This is a genomic window from Mesorhizobium sp. WSM4808, from assembly GCF_055811675.1.
Map to the genome: position 1 here is coordinate 144638 of NZ_JBVVQX010000010.1, position 17294 is coordinate 161931.

Here is a 17294-nt window from a genome sequence, read left to right on the forward strand (position 1 = left end):
GGGGCCGCAAGGATAGGCGGCCGCTGCTGCGGTCTGGCAAGACGGAAACCAGCCGATCAGATGCTGTCGCGCTCGGCCTCTGGCGTCGAGACCAGCAAGGCCGAAGCCGCGTTGGCGGCGGTGATGGCCGCCCGCATGGTCTGCCCACGGGCAAGTCCCGCGGCCAGCGCGCCAACGAATTCATCGCCGGCGCCATGCGTGCTGGCGACCTTGACGGGGATGGCGGACAGAGCAAAGGCCTCACCGCTCCGATCGCAACAGGCGACGCCCTCGCCGCCCGCCGTGACAATCGCCACCGGATAAAGATCGGCCAATAGCCGTGCGGCTTGCGCGGCGCCGTCGAGTTTCTCGACCACCGCTGTGCCAGCCAGGAATTCCGCCTCGATGGCGTTGACCACCAATATGTCGACCAGCGCGATCAACTCCTCGGAGAGTTTGCGCGCGGGGGCCGCGTTGAGCACGACGCGGCCGCCCCGTGCTTTGACGGCGCGTGCGGCGGCAATGTTGCCGGCTTCCGGCACTTCGTTCTGCAACAAAAGCACTGCCGTTTGGACCATCACATCGGAAGCAGAGGCAATGTCGGCATTGCCCAGTGTCAGATTGCTGCCCGAGACGATCACCGCGCCATAGTCGCCGCCCGCGTCGAAGATCGCCACGCTCATGCCGGAGCCGGCGCCAGCGGCCACCCGCACGAAGCGGTGGTCGACCACTGCGCGATTGAGATTGGCCAGCAACGCCCGCCCGAAATCATCGTCGCCGACGGCGCCGATCATCGCCGCGCGCACGCCGGCCCGCGCCGCCGAGACAGCCTGGTTGCCGCCCTTGCCGCCGCATTTCGGGTGCCAGGCATGGCCGGTCACCGTCTCGCCCTTGCGCGGGCGGTCGGGCGCGTCGACCATGATGTCGTAGTGCAAGCTGCCGAACACGGTGACCAGCGGCGATGTCGTCATGAGCCCCGGTCTTTTCGTTTCGATGTCACCGCGGACATGGTGCGGCCGAGATTGCGCTCCGCCGCCTGATAATCGCGCTGTGCCACCGCCACGAACAGCGCGTCGAGGATGTTGAGCTGGGCAATGCGCGCCGCTGCGTTCTCGCCCATCAGCGGCGAGCCTTGCGCGGTCGAGCAAAGCACGATGTCGGCGACCGCAGCCAGCGGCGAGTTGTCGTAGTTGGTGATGGCCAGCGTGCGGGCACCGTTCTTGCGGGCAAGCTGGATGGCGTCGATGACGGCCGACGTGTTGCCCGAATGCGAGAAGCCGACGGCGATGTCGTCGCCGCCGAGCAGCGAGGCCGACATCAACATCATATGCGAATCGTCATAGACGGATGCGCGGATGCCGATGCGCAGAAACTTGTGCGAGACATCGCGGGCGATCTGCGCCGAGCCGCCGACGCCATAAAAATCCCGGTTCTTGGCACGGAAGAGCAGCTCGGCGGCGCGGTCGAAATCCTCGATGTCGAGGATCGCCAGCGTCTCCTCCAGCGCCTGGATGGAGGTGCGAAAGACTTTTTGCACGATCTCGGCCGAACTGTCGTCGGATGACAGTTCCTGGTGCATCTCGGCGGTCGGCAGGCGACTGTATTCATAGACGGCGGTGCGGAAGTCGCGATAGCCGGAAAAGCCCAGCTTCTTGGCGATCTTGACCACCATCGCCTCGGACACGCCGGACTCTTCGGCGATCTGTTTCAGCGGAATGCTCTCGTCGAAGCCGCGCCGGCCGAAGACGGTTTCCACCACCTTCGCCTCCAACGGAGTGAGATGCGGCATCATCATGCGGATCCGCGGTCCTACCGCTTTCAGGTCCAGCCCGCTCAAGGTCATCCACGCCCCCTCGTCACGCGATCGATAAGCATCGCGGCGAGGATTATAAGACCAGTTGCCAGAAGCTGATAGAAGGACTGGACGTTCATCAGCGTCAAACCGTTGCGCATAGCGCCGAGGATGACGGCGCCAAGGATGGTGCCGACGATGCTGCCCTTGCCGCCCATCAGCGAGGCGCCGCCGATGGCGGCAGCCGCGATGGCGTCGAGTTCCCAGAGATTGCCGAGGATGGGCTCGGCGGCGCCGAGCCGGCCGACCAGGATCTGCGCGGCAAGCGCCGCCAGCAGGCCTGAGATCATGTAGGCGGCGATCTTGGTGCGGGCAATCGGCACGCCGGCGATGTAGGCCGCCTCCTCGTTGCCGCCGACGGCAAGCAGATATTCGCCGAAGGGCGTCTTCTTCAAAACCACCCAGGCGACGACAGCCACGCAGGCGACGATGATGACCGCCAGAGGCAGTCCAAACAGCGATCCGCTGAAGATGGCGCGAAAGTCGGCGGGCAGGCCGAGGACCGGATTGCCGCCGGTGTAGATCAGCGCCAGCGCCCGATAGGTGCTGAGCGTTCCCAACGTGACGATGAAGGGCTGCAGCCCGACATAGGCGACGAGCACGCCGTTGACGAGGCCGCAGGCAAGGCCAATGGCGAAGCCGGCGGCGATGGCCAACGGAAACGGCACGCCGGCGACCATCATAGAGGCCGAGATGACGGCCGAGAGTGCCGCCGTCGGCCCGACCGACAGGTCGATGCCACCGGAGATGATGACCAGCGTCATGCCCAGCGCCAGACAGGCATTGATGCTCGACTGCTGCAGGATGTTGATCAGGTTGCGCTCGGCGAAGAAGCCGGGCACCAGCGCGCCGAATACTGCCAGGATCACGACAAGGCCGATCAGCGTGCCGGCGTCGCGCATGGAAACGCCGCGCAGGAATTCGGCGCGTGGCCGCACCAGAGTGGTATCCGACATATCCGTCACCTACTGCCTTGCCTGTTGCGCGGCCGGCGTTTGCGTTTGCGGGATGGCGTGCGCCGCGATCGCCTGTTCGCTGATATCGTCTCTGTGGAGTTCGGCCGCGATCGTGCCGTCGCGCATGACCAGCACGCGGTCGGCAAGCCGGATCACTTCGGGGAGTTCGGAGGAGACGACGATCACGGCATGGCCCTCGGCGGCGAGTTCCTCGATCAGATGATAGATCTCCGCCTTGGCGCCGACATCGATGCCGCGTGTCGGTTCGTCGAACAAGAGGATGCGCGTTCCCGCGGCCAGCCAGCGGCCGATGATCGCCTTCTGCTGGTTGCCGCCGCTGAACAGGCGGATCGGCCGGTCGAGCAGGAACGGGCGCAGATTGACGCGGCTCATCCTGTCGACCGCCACCTGTTTCAGCCTGGTGTGATCGATGACGCCGCGCGGCGCGAATACGTTCATCGAGGCCAGCGCCATGTTGCTGGTGATCGAGCGCAGCGGCACGATGCCTTCGCGCTTGCGCTCCTCCGGCACCATGCCGATGCCGGCGGCAATCGCATCGCGCGGGCCGGCGAAGCGCGCCGCCTTGCCGTCGATTGCAATGGTGCCGGCCGTGGCGCGATCGGCGCCGGCCAGGAGCCGCAAAAGTTCAGTTCGGCCGGAACCGACCAGGCCGGCAATCCCCAGCACCTCGCCGCGATGCAGATCGAACGACACGTTGCGCACCTTCGTCGCCGAGGAGAGGCCACGCGCGCTCAGCATGACCTTGTTCGTGGCATGGGAATTATGGTGTTCCTGCGCCAGTTCGCGGCCGACCATCATCGCCACGACCGCTTTCTCCGACAGGTCTTTCAGATCGACGGAATCGACGACGACGCCGTCGCGCATGATGGTGGCGCGCCGGCAGATGCCGAACACCTCATCCAGCTTGTGCGAGACATAGACGACGGCGACGCCATCGCGCGCCAAACCTGTAATGACTTGCGCGAGCCGTTCGAATTCGCTCGGCGTCAGGCTCGATGTCGGCTCGTCCATGGCGACGATGCGGGCGCGATCGAGCAATGCCCTGGCAATCTCGACAATCTGCCGCTGCGCCACCTTCAGGGTGCCGAGCGGGGCGGCTGGATCGATGGAAGGGTCGATGGCTGCAAGAGCCTCGGCGGCGCGGCGCTCCTGCTCTCTGCTGGCGACGAAGATGCCGCCTCGTGTCAGCGGATGGCCGAGGAACATGTTCTGGGCGACGCTGAGGCGCGGCACCTGCTGCAATTCCTGATGGATCATGGCGACGCCCGCAGCGCGCGCGGCAACCGGATTGGCGAGTGTAACCGGCTTGCCGTCAATGAGGACGCTTCCCGCTGTCGGCCTGTAGACGCCAGACAGTATGCGCAGCAGCGTCGACTTGCCGGCGCCGTTTTCGCCGAGCAGGCCGTGGATTTCACCGGCCGCGACCGAGAACGAAACGCCGTCAAGCGCCCGTACGGCCGGAAACAGCTTGGAAATCCCCTTGAATTGCAGCCTGGGTGACATCGGGATCTATCTCCGGGCCATGGTGCCGGTCAGAAGCGAATTGCCCTGACCGGCACTGTTGGTTGGCCTTACTGGCCCGCAGCCGCGTCCTCGAGCAGCGCCTTGCGCGCGCCGGCGCCGGAATAGCGGTCGGCATTGTCCTTGGTGATCAGCGCCTGTGGCGTGGCGACGACGCGCGGCAGCTTCTGTCCCGCGACGAGACGCAGAGCTGTTTCCAACGCCACTTCGCCGGTCAGAACCGGGAAACTGTCGACCGTGCCGGTCAGTTCGCCGGCCCGTATGGAGGCATAGGCATCGGAAATGCCGTCGGTGCCGAAGACCGCAACCTTGTCCTGCAGGCCGGCGGCCTTGACAGCCTCGACGATGCCGAGCGCCATGCCGTCATTGTTGGCATAGAAGCCGATCAGGTCGGGATGCTGCTGCAGGATGTTGGTGGCCGCGTCATAGGAGGTCTGGCGGTCCCAGTTGCCGGGAACGCTGGCGACAACCTCGAACTTGCCGGCTTCGGTAATGGTCGAGTTGAAGCCATCGGTTCGCTGCACGGCGGCATAGACGCCAGCCTGGCCTTCGACGATGGCGACCTTGCCGCCATTCGGACGATTCTTGACGAACCATTTGGCGACGCGCACGCCATTGTCGCGTTGGACGTTGCCGACATAATGCTCGGCCTGCGGGATAACGGCGTCATTGACATTGACCACCGGCACGTTGGCGGCCCTGGCCTGCTCCATGATCGGCTGCAGATTGGCATCCGTCTGCGGCGAGACGAGCAGCACGTTGTAGCCCTGCGTCACCAGGCCTTCGGCGATGGTGAGCTGGCCGAGCTGGTCGCCCTCGCTCTGCGCTGCCTGATAGACGACGGGAACGCCGACCTTGGCGCCGAATGCCGTGTAGCCCTCGCCCAGCGAGCGCCAGTATTCATTGGTCAACGTCTTGGAGACCGCGCCTGCCTTGGTGCCTTCGGGCAGCTTGGGGAACGCGCCGAACTTGGCCTGGACCTGCGACCAGTCGATGCGGTCCTTTTCCGTGTCGGAATTGAGCGGCGCGAGGTCGGCGGCAAAGGCAGAGCCGATCGAGAGCGCCATCAGTGCGGCGGTAGCGGTGGCAAGCAGAAGTTTCATTGTATTCCTCCCTGGTTGAAAACGGCGATGGCGCGGATGCCTCAGCTATCCGGCCCGAGCATGATTTCCTGGATGATGGCCTGCGACGTCACCGCGTCCTGGCTGTCCATGGCGGCGGACAGGCGATTGTCCTGCTCCAGCCGGTCGACGACGCGCAGCATGCGCTTGACGGTGGCGATGTTGACTTCGCACTCGCGCACCGGATCGAGCCCGGTCATATCGGGGAACGTGTCGAAATAGATGGCGCCGGCGTAACCGTCGCGGCGAATCTGCCTGAGCAGCTCGATGGTCTGCAGCGTGTGCACCGCGCCGACCATCAGGCCGTCGTCGCGCTTGGCGTAGCCGTCGTTCAGGTGCACGCCGAGCAGCTTGCTGTGACGCGCCACCAGGGCTGCGGCAAAGGCCGGCTGTTCGTCGGCGTAGAGCACATGAGCGAAATCGAGCGTGACGCCCAGATTGGGCAGGCCGACATCGCGGATTGCCAGCAAGGTCGTCGCCGCATCCGGCATCAGGCTGTAGGAGCGTGGTTCGTTCGGTTTGTATTCAAGGCTGATCTGACAGTCGGGATCATGTGCCGCAACTTCACGAATCCCATCAATTTCGTGTTGCCAAAGCGTCGAATAGTCGGCCTGGAAGGCGTAGTCGAAGCCATCCTGGCCGAGCCACAGCGTCATCAGGCTGGCGCCGGCCTCACGCAGGGCATCGATGCCGGCCTTGGTCAGGTCGATGGCCTCGCGACGCACCGCCGGATCCGGATTGGTGAAAGCGCCGAGCTTGAAGGCGGGGTTGGAGTAGTAGCGCATGGCAAAGCCATTGATGGAGAGCCCAAGATCGCCCAGTTTCAGGGCGATTTCCGTGGGCTTTTCACCGACGTGGTCAGGAAAGTTGAGATCAAGATCGGTAAGCCCCTCGACCTTGGCGGCGCGCGCCGCCATCTGCAGCAGCGACGGCTTGCCGGTAAGATCGGGCCACTCGGCCTGCGGTCGCGAGGCAAACGAATTCAGGCGCGTGGCGAAACGAGTGGCTGTCATGATCGATCCTGCAATCGTCATGACTTCACATAAAGAAAGATATTTGTAAAGTTATTGTTTTGAGAGGCTACGAAGCGGCCACCAAGCTGGACCCGCCAAGGCGCGCAAAGGGAGCCGGCAGTTTCCCGGCCGGTGCCCTGGAGAGCCCGTCAGGCCAATAGGCGCATGATGGCGCGTGCTGGTACGGCCGGCGCAATTTCAGGTAACGATTCGCCGGGTGTTCAATCTGGCCAGCGTAAGACGCCGGACGAATCCTTGCGGGCGACTTTCATCGCATCGGCCGGGCGGTCCTTGGCGGTCGATATGGCGCGCAGCCGTTCGGCGACGATCTCGGCCTCGCCGGGATGAAGATTGCAGGGGTCGAGGAAGAAATGGCCGCGCTCCACCTCATGGTTGCGCACGATGATCGGTGGCGAGCCCGTCGCCAATGCCGAGGTGAGGCCGGCCGCCGTGAACCGGCTTTCGGGCAGTACAAAAATCTGAAGCCGATCGAGAGGGTTGGCGGTCGGATCGGGAATGATCTGCGCGACAATGCCCGGCAGGCCCTGCAACGCGTCCTTCCACAGGTTGAGCGCGGCGTCTTCGCGGCGGCGGATGCCGGCATGGTCGCGCTTTTCCCAGGCTTCCAGTGCGGCCATGGTGCCGGCGATGCTCTCCTTGCCGACCTTCATGGCGCGCGCGACGCCGCGGTTCTGGAGATAGGCGGCGCGAACCAGATCCTTGCGCCCCGTGACGATGCCGCTGGTCGGCCCACTCAGGAATTTGTGGCCGCTGTAGATGACAATGTCGGCGCCGCGCGCGAGGAAGTCGCGCAGATCATACTCTGAAGCCGCATCCACGATCACCGGGACACCCCTGGCGTGGCAGATCTCGCAGAATTCCTCCAGCGACAGCATGCCATACTGCACGGTGTGGTGCGCAACGACATAGAGGCCCGCCGCCGTGCGGTCGTTGATCGCGTCGCGCACATGATAGTCCTGCGTCACGCTGACCGTGCCGGCCGGCACGACCCTGGCGCCCGCCAGCCGGACCGACTGGTCGATCGGCGCACCATAGTTGACGATGTGGCCGAGCTGGACGATGACCTCCGACTTGAGGCCTTCCGTGTTATCAGGCAGCCGCTCGATGGCGAGCAGATTGGTCCCCGTCATCGCACCGGCGATCGCCATGGTGATGCCGCTGGCGCAGCAGGCAGTGATGAAACCGGCCTCGCCGCCGGTCAGGCGCGCGACGATCGTGCTTGCGGCACGTTGCAGGTCATCCATTTCCACCCATTGCGAGGCCATTTCCGCCATGGCGCTGATCGCTTCGGGGACAATGATCGACGCGCCGAGCGCGGTCATCGTGCCGGAGACATTGATGATCGGGCGAAGGCCGAGCCGTTCGCGGATGGTGGTGTTGGAGCCGTCGGTGGAAGTGGTTTTCATCTCTCGGATTCCATTCTTCTAAAGGTCAGGCGGCGATCTCGACAACCGCCTCGATTTCAACGGTGATGTTTCCAGGCAAGGAGCCGACGCCGATCGCCGAGCGGGCATGGCCGCCGATATTGTCGAACACATCGGCAAACAGGTCGGAACAGCCATTGACCACTTTCGGATGGTCGCTGAAGGTCGGTATGGCGTTGACGAAGCCGAGCAGCTTGACGACGCGCACGATCCGGCCAAGGTCGCCAGTGGCTGCGTGCATGACGGCAAGCAGATTGAGGCCGGTGAGGCGGGCATGGCCATAAGCCTCCTCGACGGTGACATCCTCCCCCACCTTGCCGGTAAACAGCGTGCCGTCGGTGCGCAGCGGACCCTGACCGGACAGGAAGATCAGCCGGCCGCTTTCGGCATGGGTGACGAAGTTGGCGATCGGTGTCGGCGGCTCGGGCAGCGTCAGGCCCAACGCGGCGAGCCGGATATAAGGCGTCATGAAAGAAGGCTCCTTGCGACAGCGTTGGCTGTCCCGTTCTAGAAATGCGAGGCGCGGAAGCGTGCCAGGAAGGTGCGCAGGCGCTCATTGTCGGTGTCCGCCGCCAGGATTTCGGCGGGTGGGCCCGCCGCGCTGACGCCGCCATCGGCCATGAAGATGATGCGGCTCGAAGCATCTCGGGCAAAGGCCATTTCGTGCGTGACCATCACCATCGTCATGCCGTCCTCGGCCAGGCTGCGCACGACCTCGAGCACCTCGCCGACCAGTTCCGGGTCGAGCGCGGAGGTTATCTCGTCGAGAAGCAGGATCTTCGGCCCCATGGCCACTGCGCGGGCAATGCCGACGCGCTGCTGCTGGCCGCCGGACAGTTCGGCGGGCAGGCTGTCGGCCTTGTGGGCGAGGCCGACCCGGCCGAGCCAGTGTTCGGCGATGGTGCGCGCTTCGGCGTTGCTCTTGCCGCGCACCTTGGTGAGGCCAAGCATGATGTTGCCGGCGGCTGTCAGGTGCGGAAAGAGGTTGAAGCTCTGGAACACCATGCCGGTCTCGGCGCGCATCGCGGCGAGATCGCGTTCGCTGCGACGCTGGCGGGTTCCGGCTTCGCGAAAGCCGACCTCCTTGCCGTCGATGCGGATCGAACCACTGTCATAGCTTTCGAGAAAGTTGACGCAACGCAGCAGCGTGGTCTTGCCGCTGCCGGAGGGGCCGATGACCGTCACCACCTCGCCCTTCGCCACCTGCAGGCTGACCGAACGCAGGACCTGGACGGTCCCAAAGGCTTTGGAAACGTCCTGGACGTCGAGAAGGGCCGGGGTGTTTTTCGGACTTGTGGACATTGCTATTCCCGGATGAAGGAGAAACGCCGCTCGAGCCGACGGCTGGCGAGCGAAAGGGCATAGTTGACCGCGAAGTAGATGAGCGCGCCGAGGATATAGAGCGGCATGGCCTCATAGGTGCGGCCGATGACCTGGTTGATGGCCTGCATCAGGTCGGTGATGCCGAGCAGCGATACCAGCGCGCTGCCCTTGACCGCATCGGTGACGCCGTTGATCCAGGGCGGCAGGAAGCGCCTGAACGCCTGTGGGAAAATGACGTAGGCGAGCCGCTGGCGAAAGGTGAGTCCGATCGCCATCGCCGCCTCGGACTGCCCTTTCGGAATGGAGCCGACAGCACCTCTGAAATATTCGACGACCTGAGCTGTCTTGAACAGGGTCAGCGCCAGCACTGCGGCCCAGAACGACGGCAGATGAAGCCCAACGGCCGGCAGTCCGTAATAGACAAAGAAGATGAGCACCAGGATCGGGATGCCGCGGATGGTGTCGCTGAAGATGCGCACGGCCCATTGCAACGGCACCGGGCCATAGACTAGGCCGACGCCCATGATCACGCCGGCGATCAACGAAAACACCACGACCAGCAGGGATACCCACAGTGTCAGGGCAAAGCCCTGGGCGAGGAAAGGCAAGGCATAGGCTATCTGGGTCAGCATGTCAGCGCGCCGCCCTGAACCGGCGCTCGACGAGCCGAAGCGCAAAAAGCAAGATGTAGCCGGTCACCAGATACATCGCCGTGACCACGAGATAGACCTCGACGATGCGGAAGGTGTTGAAGTTGATCCACTGGGCGCCATAGGTCAGCTCCGGCACCGAAATGACCGAGGCGACGGAGGTGTCCTTGAACAGCGATATGAAGGTGTTGGACAATGCCGGCAAGGTGATGCGCAGCATGGTCGGCAGGCGCACGTTGAGCAGCCTTTGCCAGGGCGTCAGGCCGATTGCCTTGCCGGCGTCCAACTGTCCGCGCGGAACGGCTTCGAGCCCGGAGCGAAACACCTCGACCAGATAGGCGCCGCTATAGAGCGACAGCGTGACGACGAACGAGGTCGGCGCGCTGTAGGCGATGTCGACCACTGTCGGCAGGCCGTAGAAAACGAGGTAGACGAGCAGGATCAGCGGCACGTTGCGGATGAATTCGACGTAGGCGGCGATGATGGTGCGCACGATGCGTCCGGCAGACACGTACCAGACCGCCAAAACCAGACCGATGACGGTGCCGATGGCGATCGATATGACGGCGAGTTCGAGACTGAGCAGCAGTCCGCCCCACAGCTTGTCGAAGTGCCGCCAGATCAGGTTGAAATTAAGGGCATAGCCCATGCGTCCGCCTCAGTGCCGCAGGCTTAGAGCAGTTCACCGTTTCACGGAAACGGCGACCCGCTCTAACTCTTTGTTTGACGCAATTCCGGACGAAAAACCGTTTCACACTTCCTGGAATTGCTCTAGGGAGGCGGAAGGGCGCTGGATACGCCCTCCCGCCTGATGCAGATCAGATGGCCGGGAAGCCGGGATGGCGCGCCGGCGGCTCCTGTCCGAAATAGTCCTTGAAGGCGGCATCGTAGAGTGCGTTTTCGTGGCCGAACATGGCGATGGTGAAGGTCGCGTTGACGAAGGTCAGCCAGTCAAGGTCGCCTTGCCGGAGTGCCGCGCCATAAAGCATGCTCAGCCAGCTCTTGCCGGCGTCGAAATATCTGTCCGGATTGCGCGAGGCGAGCCAGCGTACCGTGGACAGATCGACGGCAGCGGCGTCGACGCGTTTCGATTCCAGTGCCTGCAGCACGTTGGCCTGGGTATCGATCTGCATGACCTGGCACTCGGGCAGCACCGAATGCACCTGCGCCTCGGCATCGACATTCTGCAGGATGGAGACGCGTGTCGCCGAGCCGCCGGCAAGCAACTTGTCGAAGGTCTTGTTCTCGGCGGTCGGAAGGCTCAGCAGGGCGACGCCCTCGACGTAGTAAGGCCGGGAAAAGTTGACCAGCTGCGAGCGCTGGGCGCTCATCGTCATGAACTGAATGGTGATGTCGACCTTGTTGGTGGTGACGTTGGGGATGCGCTGTGCCGGATCCTGCATCACGAACTCGACCTTGGTCGGATCATCGAAAAGGCCCTTGGCAAGAATGCGCCCCATGGTGATGTCCATGCCGACGAGTTCGCCGGCATCGTTCTCGAAGTGCCACGGCGCGTTGGTGCTGCCGGTGCCGACGATCAGCTTGCCGCGATCGAGCACGGTGCGCAGCAGGCTGTCGGGTGCTGCCTGAGCAGCGGCCTTCTGGGCATCGACGGCTACCGCCGCACCCACGACGCCGGCCGTGGCCAGTCCCGCCATTCCCAATTTCAGAAAATCACGTCTTCCGGATGTGTCGTTCACGGCGACCTCCTTTCGTTTGTGTTCCCCTTGCACAGGCAATACACGCGTCAGTGACGTCGAAGCGATTGTCTCTTACAAGAGACGTGTGTATCCTGTACAGGACAGATACTAACACCGGGAATCAACAATGCAAGATGGCAATGCCTCGGCACTTTCAGCCGGCGAGAAGATTTCGGGCTCCCGTGAAAAGGGGCTCAACCGGGTGCTCGAGATTCTGGAGTTTCTTCACACGACCCAGCGCGCGATCGGCATTGGCGACCTTGCCAAGGGCGTGAACGCGCCCCGTTCGACGATCTATACGCTGGTGCGGTCGCTGGTCGATGCGGGACTGCTGGAAATGGAAGGCGACGGCAATCGCGTCTATTTCGGCAAGAAGCTCTATCTCTACGGAATGGACTATGTGCGGGGCAACGACCTGTTGAGGCGGGGGCGCCAGGAGGTCGACAATCTGTCGCGCGAGACCGGCGAGACTTCCGAACTGTGCATGCTGCAGAGCGGCCGCTATACGATCGTCCATGCGAGTCCCGGCACCAGGCCGTTCCGCATCAGTTCCGCCACCGGCTTGCAGATACCGCTGCCCTGGACGGCCTCGGGGCGGCTGCTTCTGGCTGGGCTGGAGAAGGCTGAGATCGAAGACATGGTGTCAAACGACGATCTCGTGCTGCCCGACGGGCGCAAACTGCGGCTCGACGATTTCGTCGCCGACATCGCAAAAGCGCGGATCACCGGCTATTGCGTCACTTCGGGCCTTGTCGATGCCTATACCAAGTGCCTTGCCGCGCCGGTGTTTTCAGCGCCGGGCAAGGTCGAGGCGACGATGTGCCTGGTGGTCCCCATCGATACATCCGAGGGGCGGACCGGCGAACTTATCGGCCTGCTGCGTGATCGTGCCGCGAAGCTTTCGATCGCCGGGTAGCGCGAGCGAGCGAACGCCAACTCACGCAATGATGTCGGGAATGATCTTGTCTTCCAGCGCCATCAGCCGGTCCTTCAGGAACAGCTTCTTCTTCTTCATGCGCTGGATCTGCAGCGGATCGCAGGCCATGGCGATCATCGCGTTGATGGCCGCATCGAAATCGGCGTGTTCCTGCTTCAGGCGGGAAAATTCTAGGCGAATATCGGCCTGTTCCTGATCGGACATTCTCTACCGTCTGCACGTCTGCGGCGCCCAAAACTGGGCCTGATTGGGCGGGACCGGGTGTTTTGTCACCGGCGTGCAGCCCATATCACATTTCAAGGTGTCGTGGAATGCTACCACGGATCATTCGACATCGCGGCTGGATGGTGGCACAGTGTCATTGTGCCGTCACAGAAGCGAACCTGCGGTGGACGCGCCGTGACGGTTGCAATCGAGGAAACCATGAAAGGGAGAACCAATCATGTCTCTTGCATCCCATCTTGATGAGTTGCAGCGGAAACACGGCGACATCGAACGCGAACTCGATGACGCGATGAATCATCCATCGGTCGACGACCTCGAAATCGTGAATCTCAAGCGACGCAAGCTGGCACTCAAGGACGAGATTGAAAAACTAAGAGGGAAACCGACCACGCATTGATGCCCTCCTGACATAGCCGCTTACCATCCGCGGCCTCTTTTCCCGGCGGCACCTGCCGCCGGCATGGTGGTTTTGATTTCCAGCACTGGGCACATCGGCCGAGGCTGGACTACCACTTGGCTCAATTTCCGCTTCGGCCGTCGCCCGTTTCGCCAGATCATCGATTGTTTCTGGCCCCTGGCGGCGGGCCGATTCTGGCCAGTGGCGACCTGTCGCCATTGACAAGCCATCTTTGCTCCTCCACCTCATGCCCGGACTTTAGCGCATCGGCCCGGAGCGCATTTGTGCGTCCAAGTGGACGCATGGCGCTCCAGAGACAAAAGGCTGCCGGCATGACCGGATATTTTTCCTCACCTTTCCCCCGCCGCACCTCGGTCGGCGTCGATGTCGGCGGCGTGGTCGTCGGCGGCGGCGCGCCAGTTGTCGTGCAGTCGATGACCAACACCGACACGGCCGATGTCGACCAGACTGTTGCGCAGGTTGCAGCACTCCACCGGGCCGGCTCCGAGATCGTGCGCATCACCGTCGATCGCGACGAGAGTGCCGCCGCCGTGCCGCGCATTCATGAGCGACTTCAGCGGCTTGGCATCAACGTGCCGCTGGTCGGCGATTTCCACTATATCGGCCACAAGCTCTTGGCCGATCATCCGGCCTGTGCCGAGGCGCTGGCCAAATATCGCATCAATCCGGGCAATGTCGGCTTCAAGGACAAGAAGGACCGGCAGTTCGCGGCGATTGTCGAGATGGCGATCAAACACGACAAGCCGGTGCGCATCGGCGTCAACTGGGGCTCGCTCGACCAGGAGCTTTTGACCCGGCTGATGGACGACAACCAGGACAAGGATTTTCCGCTGACGGCGCAAGAGGTGACGCGCGAGGCGATCGTGCAGTCGGCAATCCTGTCGGCCGAGATGGCGGAAGAGATCGGCCTTGGCCGCGAGAAGATCATCCTGTCGGCCAAGGTCAGCGGCGTGCAGGACCTGATCGCCGTCTATACCGAGCTTGCCACCCGCTCCAACCATGCGCTGCATCTCGGCCTCACCGAAGCTGGCATGGGCTCGAAAGGCATCGTGGCTTCTTCGGCCGCGATGGGCATCCTGCTGCAGCAAGGCATCGGCGACACCATCCGGATCTCGCTGACGCCGGAGCCGAATGGCGACCGCACGCGTGAGGTGCAGGTGTCGCAGGAGCTGCTGCAGACCATGGGGTTCAGGCAGTTCGTGCCGATCGTCGCCGCTTGCCCCGGCTGCGGCCGCACGACCTCGACCGTGTTCCAGGAACTTGCCCAGAACATCCAGGCGGACCTGCGCAAGAACATGCCGGTGTGGCGCGAAAAATATCCCGGCGTCGAGAACCTCAAGGTCGCGGTGATGGGTTGCATCGTCAACGGTCCGGGCGAGTCCAAGCATGCCGACATCGGCATTTCGCTGCCCGGCACCGGCGAGACGCCGACGGCGCCGGTCTTCGTCGACGGCAAGAAGGCGGCGACGCTGCGCGGGCCATCAATCGCCGCGGATTTCGAGAAAATGGTCGCCGACTATATCGAGCAACGGTTTGGTCGCAGCAAGGCCGCGGCGGAGTAGGCGCGATGCAGCGTTTCCTGAGGGCGACGCTCGTTTTGCTTTGCGCCCTGGTCTGCTCGACAGCTGTTCGGGCGGATCCACCGCAATCCGCCAAGCAGCGGCTGATCGACAGGGTCTGCACCCTGATCCAGTCCCATGCCGACCAGAACGGCCTGCCCAGGGATTTCTTCGCCCGGCTGATCTGGAAGGAAAGCCGTTTCGATCCCAACGCCGTCAGTCCGGTCGGCGCCGAGGGCATCGCCCAGTTCATGCCGGGCACCGCCAAGATGCGCGGGCTCGCCAATTCATTCGACATCAACCAGGCGATCCCGGCTTCGGCTAGATATCTCGCTGAAATGAAAACCGGCTATGGCAATCTCGGCCTGGCGGCGGCCGCCTACAATGCCGGTGAGAGCCGGGTGTCGCGCTGGCTCAGCTCCGGCGGCTTTCTGCCGATGGAAACCGAAAGCTATGTCTTCGACATCATGGGCGAGCCGGCCGACAAGTTCACCGACCGGGCCTATGCCGGAAAGATCGAGCCGCTCGATGCAAAGACGGATTTTGCCATTGCCTGCCGCAAGCTGCCGGTGATCATGTCGCGGACGGTGGCCATGGCTTCGATCAACATAAAGCCGTGGGGCATCCAGGTGGCCGGCAATTTCCGCCGCAGTGCGGCGATCAACCAGTGGCTCAGGGTAAGGAGCCGGTTCCCGGCCCTACTCAACGGGCATGATCCGGTGGTCAGCCGGGTGCGCACGCCGATCGGCCGGCGCGGCATCTACGCGGTCAGGATCGGTGTCGACCGCCGCGCCGATGCCAACGTTATTTGCCAGAAATTGCAAAGTGTCGGTGGGGCGTGCGTGGTGGTGCGCAACCGGTAAATTTGGCCGCTGCAGGCATGGTGTTTGTCCGAGAGAGGCATTTAAAAGCGATAGCCGTGACGTCGCATCCAGCAAAGATTTCAGCTATAGCGGCCGCCATCCTTACTGGGCGGCGGCCCTGTCTTTGACGAGCAGCATGGGTCTCAACATGTTCGATGGATACATCATCTGCGGCACGCCGAGGACCGGAAGCACGCTGCTGTGCAAGCTTCTGGCATCCACGAAGACGACTGGCGATCCGCACTCATTCTATCGGCGGCAGGATGTGCTGGAGTGGGCTGAAGAGTGGAAGCTGCCCGATCGCGACACGATGAGTGAGCTCGACTTCAATGTCGCCTATCTCAACGCGGCGATGGCTGCGGGCAAGGGTGGGACCGGCCTCTTCGGCCTTCGCTTAATGCGCGAAAATCTGGATGAACTCTCGGCAACCCTCGACCGGATTTTTCCAAAACTGCCGTCCGACAGAGCGCGTCTTGAAAAGGCCTTTGGCCGCGTCCTCTACATACACCTCTCGCGGGAGAACAAGCTCGCGCAGGCTGTCTCCCTGATCAAGGCGGAGCAGACCGGTCTTTGGCATATCGCTCCCGACGGCACCGAGATCGAAAGGGTCGCACCGCCGAAAGAGCCCCAATATGATTTCGAGCGGATCAAACGAGAGGTCACGGAACTCGAGACCTATGATGCGGCATGGAACATTTGGTTCGCTGAGCAAGGCATAACCCCGCTTCGGGTTGGCTACGAGCGCCTTTCGAGCAATCCGGCGGCGACGTTGCTAGGCATCTGTGAAGTTTTGGATGTCCGAGCACCAGACGCCGAAGATATAAGCCCCGGCGTTGCAAAGCTCGCTGACGCGACAAGCCTCGACTGGATGCGTCGCTATCGCCTGGACGCGGCGGCCTGACGCATTGATGGGCCGCAGCTGGAAATTTGGAGTATAGGCGGAGAACTATGACCGACCCTATCTACAGCGATCCTGACTTCGTCCAGTTCTATGATATTGAGAACCAAAGCGGCCGCGCCGATTTTGAATACTGTATCGGTCTTGCCGTAAATCGCGGCTCGGTCCTCGATCTCGGCTGTGGCACTGGCCAACTGGCTGCCGAACTTGCCGATGGGCATAGTGTCACTGGCGTTGACCCGGCATCGGCGATGCTCGACGTCGCGCGGCGCAGGGCCGGCGGCGACAGGGTCGACTGGGTCGAGGCTGACGCGCGTACTGTTCGGCTCGGGCGGCGTTTCGATCTGGTCCTGCTCACCGGGCATGCGTTCCAGGTTTTCTTGACAGGCGAGGATCAGATGGCGGTGCTGGGCACCATCACTGAGCATCTCGCTCCTGGCGGGCTCTTCATTTTCGACACACGAAATCCCGCCGAGGAGGAATGGCTGGAATGGACGCCGCAGCGCTCCGAACGGGCGGTTACGCATCCCGACCTCGGCACGGTCAAAGCCTGGTATGATGCCGGACACGATGCCGCTACCGGCATCGTCACCTACTCGACCTTCTATGACATTCCGGGCGGTAGACCTGTTCTGGGCGCCGAATCCAAGATCGCGTTCCCCAAGAAGGAAGATCTTGCGCGGATGCTGGACGAGGCTGGCCTGTTGGTCGAGCAGTGGCTGGGTGACTGGCAGGGCACGCCTTATGGCGTGACCTCGCCGGAAATCATCCCGATCGGCCGGTTGCGCCGATCGGCCTGACCAATAGGGCCGG

The 17294-nt window shown here is 63.1% G+C and carries 19 protein-coding genes; 6 read left to right on the forward strand and 13 right to left on the reverse strand.

Annotation, left to right across the window (positions count from 1 at the left end):
* Positions 1–56 precede the first annotated feature (56 nt).
* The 12 genes from AC0L2U_RS19410 to AC0L2U_RS19465 form a co-directional block, all read right to left on the reverse strand.
* Positions 57–950 carry a ribokinase gene (locus AC0L2U_RS19410; RefSeq protein ID WP_473602494.1) on the reverse strand — a complete coding sequence of 298 codons (894 nt, stop codon included), beginning with the start codon at positions 948–950 and terminating at the stop codon, positions 57–59.
* Complete coding sequence (locus AC0L2U_RS19415; protein WP_013529211.1) at positions 947–1822, reverse strand: MurR/RpiR family transcriptional regulator; 876 nt, start codon at positions 1820–1822, stop codon at positions 947–949. The genes AC0L2U_RS19410 and AC0L2U_RS19415 overlap by 4 nt, the downstream gene beginning before the upstream one ends.
* Positions 1819–2787, reverse strand: coding sequence for an ABC transporter permease (locus AC0L2U_RS19420; RefSeq protein WP_128364586.1), 969 nt, complete (start codon positions 2785–2787; stop codon positions 1819–1821). Before AC0L2U_RS19420 ends, AC0L2U_RS19415 begins: the two co-directional genes overlap by 4 nt.
* A 9-nt stretch (positions 2788–2796) precedes the next feature.
* Entirely contained in the window at positions 2797–4311 is a 1515-nt protein-coding gene (locus AC0L2U_RS19425) for a sugar ABC transporter ATP-binding protein (RefSeq protein WP_128364585.1), read from the reverse strand.
* Between the two features lie 68 nt (positions 4312–4379).
* A complete protein-coding gene (locus AC0L2U_RS19430) occupies positions 4380–5432 on the reverse strand; it encodes a sugar ABC transporter substrate-binding protein (protein ID WP_128364175.1) in 1053 nt (350 codons plus the stop codon).
* A 41-nt stretch (positions 5433–5473) separates the two neighbouring features.
* The gene (locus AC0L2U_RS19435) at positions 5474–6463 is read right to left on the reverse strand and encodes a TIM barrel protein (protein ID WP_127395748.1); all 990 of its coding nucleotides are present in this window, start codon (positions 6461–6463) and stop codon (positions 5474–5476) included.
* A gap of 221 nt (positions 6464–6684) precedes the next feature.
* Positions 6685–7890: an aminotransferase class V-fold PLP-dependent enzyme gene (locus AC0L2U_RS19440; protein WP_127395747.1), complete on the reverse strand. Its 1206-nt coding sequence runs from the start codon at positions 7888–7890 to the stop codon at positions 6685–6687.
* Positions 7891–7915: 25 nt separating this feature from the next.
* Positions 7916–8377 (reverse strand): RidA family protein, encoded by a 462-nt coding sequence (locus AC0L2U_RS19445; protein WP_128287754.1) that lies wholly within the window; start codon positions 8375–8377, stop codon positions 7916–7918.
* A gap of 38 nt (positions 8378–8415) precedes the next feature.
* A complete protein-coding gene (locus AC0L2U_RS19450) occupies positions 8416–9210 on the reverse strand; it encodes an amino acid ABC transporter ATP-binding protein (RefSeq protein WP_127272345.1) in 795 nt (264 codons plus the stop codon).
* Between the two features lie 2 nt (positions 9211–9212).
* Entirely contained in the window at positions 9213–9863 is a 651-nt protein-coding gene (locus AC0L2U_RS19455) for an amino acid ABC transporter permease (RefSeq protein WP_023810936.1), read from the reverse strand.
* 1 nt (position 9864) lies between these two features.
* Positions 9865–10530, reverse strand: coding sequence for an amino acid ABC transporter permease (locus AC0L2U_RS19460; RefSeq protein WP_023810937.1), 666 nt, complete (start codon positions 10528–10530; stop codon positions 9865–9867).
* Between the two features lie 169 nt (positions 10531–10699).
* Positions 10700–11581, reverse strand: a complete 882-nt coding sequence (locus AC0L2U_RS19465) for a transporter substrate-binding domain-containing protein (RefSeq protein WP_127267516.1) — start codon at positions 11579–11581, stop codon at positions 10700–10702.
* Positions 11582–11708: 127 nt separating this feature from the next.
* On the opposite strand from AC0L2U_RS19465, the gene AC0L2U_RS19470 reads away from it, so the two are divergent.
* Complete coding sequence (locus AC0L2U_RS19470) at positions 11709–12497, forward strand: IclR family transcriptional regulator (protein ID WP_127399021.1); 789 nt, start codon at positions 11709–11711, stop codon at positions 12495–12497.
* A 21-nt stretch (positions 12498–12518) separates the two neighbouring features.
* Here the strand turns inward: AC0L2U_RS19470 and AC0L2U_RS19475 are convergent, their stop codons facing one another.
* Entirely contained in the window at positions 12519–12722 is a 204-nt protein-coding gene (locus AC0L2U_RS19475) for a YdcH family protein (RefSeq protein ID WP_013529216.1), read from the reverse strand.
* A 238-nt stretch (positions 12723–12960) separates the two neighbouring features.
* Here AC0L2U_RS19475 and AC0L2U_RS19480 point away from each other — a divergent pair, with 238 nt between their 5' ends.
* From AC0L2U_RS19480 to AC0L2U_RS19500, 5 genes are all read left to right on the forward strand, one after another.
* Positions 12961–13140 (forward strand): YdcH family protein, encoded by a 180-nt coding sequence (locus tag AC0L2U_RS19480; protein ID WP_128287753.1) that lies wholly within the window; start codon positions 12961–12963, stop codon positions 13138–13140.
* 332 nt (positions 13141–13472) lie between these two features.
* Positions 13473–14723, forward strand: a complete 1251-nt coding sequence (gene ispG, locus AC0L2U_RS19485) for a flavodoxin-dependent (E)-4-hydroxy-3-methylbut-2-enyl-diphosphate synthase (protein WP_473602495.1) — start codon at positions 13473–13475, stop codon at positions 14721–14723.
* A gap of 5 nt (positions 14724–14728) precedes the next feature.
* On the forward strand, positions 14729–15583 hold the full coding sequence (locus AC0L2U_RS19490) for a lytic transglycosylase domain-containing protein (RefSeq protein WP_128287752.1): 855 nt from the start codon (positions 14729–14731) through the stop codon (positions 15581–15583).
* A 136-nt stretch (positions 15584–15719) separates the two neighbouring features.
* The gene (locus AC0L2U_RS19495; RefSeq protein ID WP_127397034.1) at positions 15720–16484 is read left to right on the forward strand and encodes a Stf0 family sulfotransferase; all 765 of its coding nucleotides are present in this window, start codon (positions 15720–15722) and stop codon (positions 16482–16484) included.
* Positions 16485–16531: 47 nt separating this feature from the next.
* Positions 16532–17281: a class I SAM-dependent methyltransferase gene (locus tag AC0L2U_RS19500; protein ID WP_127809065.1), complete on the forward strand. Its 750-nt coding sequence runs from the start codon at positions 16532–16534 to the stop codon at positions 17279–17281.
* The last annotated feature ends 13 nt before the right edge of the window (positions 17282–17294 follow it).

What these genes read in the sequence shown, in the direction of transcription:
- AC0L2U_RS19460 (WP_023810937.1), bottom strand. Translation starts at nt 10,530, where the DNA reads ATGGGCTATGCCCTTAATTTCAACCTGATCTGGCGGCACTTCGACAAG.
- AC0L2U_RS19480 (WP_128287753.1), top strand. Translation starts at nt 12,961, where the DNA reads ATGTCTCTTGCATCCCATCTTGATGAGTTGCAGCGGAAACACGGCGAC.
- AC0L2U_RS19420 (WP_128364586.1), bottom strand. Translation starts at nt 2,787, where the DNA reads ATGTCGGATACCACTCTGGTGCGGCCACGCGCCGAATTCCTGCGCGGC.
- AC0L2U_RS19490 (WP_128287752.1), top strand. Translation starts at nt 14,729, where the DNA reads ATGCAGCGTTTCCTGAGGGCGACGCTCGTTTTGCTTTGCGCCCTGGTC.
- AC0L2U_RS19475 (WP_013529216.1), bottom strand. Translation starts at nt 12,722, where the DNA reads ATGTCCGATCAGGAACAGGCCGATATTCGCCTAGAATTTTCCCGCCTG.
- AC0L2U_RS19425 (WP_128364585.1), bottom strand. Translation starts at nt 4,311, where the DNA reads ATGTCACCCAGGCTGCAATTCAAGGGGATTTCCAAGCTGTTTCCGGCC.
- AC0L2U_RS19445 (WP_128287754.1), bottom strand. Translation starts at nt 8,377, where the DNA reads ATGACGCCTTATATCCGGCTCGCCGCGTTGGGCCTGACGCTGCCCGAG.
- AC0L2U_RS19440 (WP_127395747.1), bottom strand. Translation starts at nt 7,890, where the DNA reads ATGAAAACCACTTCCACCGACGGCTCCAACACCACCATCCGCGAACGG.
- AC0L2U_RS19500 (WP_127809065.1), top strand. Translation starts at nt 16,532, where the DNA reads ATGACCGACCCTATCTACAGCGATCCTGACTTCGTCCAGTTCTATGAT.
- AC0L2U_RS19410 (WP_473602494.1), bottom strand. Translation starts at nt 950, where the DNA reads ATGACGACATCGCCGCTGGTCACCGTGTTCGGCAGCTTGCACTACGAC.
- ispG (WP_473602495.1), top strand. Translation starts at nt 13,473, where the DNA reads ATGACCGGATATTTTTCCTCACCTTTCCCCCGCCGCACCTCGGTCGGC.
- AC0L2U_RS19470 (WP_127399021.1), top strand. Translation starts at nt 11,709, where the DNA reads ATGCAAGATGGCAATGCCTCGGCACTTTCAGCCGGCGAGAAGATTTCG.
- AC0L2U_RS19430 (WP_128364175.1), bottom strand. Translation starts at nt 5,432, where the DNA reads ATGAAACTTCTGCTTGCCACCGCTACCGCCGCACTGATGGCGCTCTCG.
- AC0L2U_RS19415 (WP_013529211.1), bottom strand. Translation starts at nt 1,822, where the DNA reads ATGACCTTGAGCGGGCTGGACCTGAAAGCGGTAGGACCGCGGATCCGC.
- AC0L2U_RS19495 (WP_127397034.1), top strand. Translation starts at nt 15,720, where the DNA reads ATGGGTCTCAACATGTTCGATGGATACATCATCTGCGGCACGCCGAGG.
- AC0L2U_RS19450 (WP_127272345.1), bottom strand. Translation starts at nt 9,210, where the DNA reads ATGTCCACAAGTCCGAAAAACACCCCGGCCCTTCTCGACGTCCAGGAC.
- AC0L2U_RS19435 (WP_127395748.1), bottom strand. Translation starts at nt 6,463, where the DNA reads ATGACAGCCACTCGTTTCGCCACGCGCCTGAATTCGTTTGCCTCGCGA.
- AC0L2U_RS19455 (WP_023810936.1), bottom strand. Translation starts at nt 9,863, where the DNA reads ATGCTGACCCAGATAGCCTATGCCTTGCCTTTCCTCGCCCAGGGCTTT.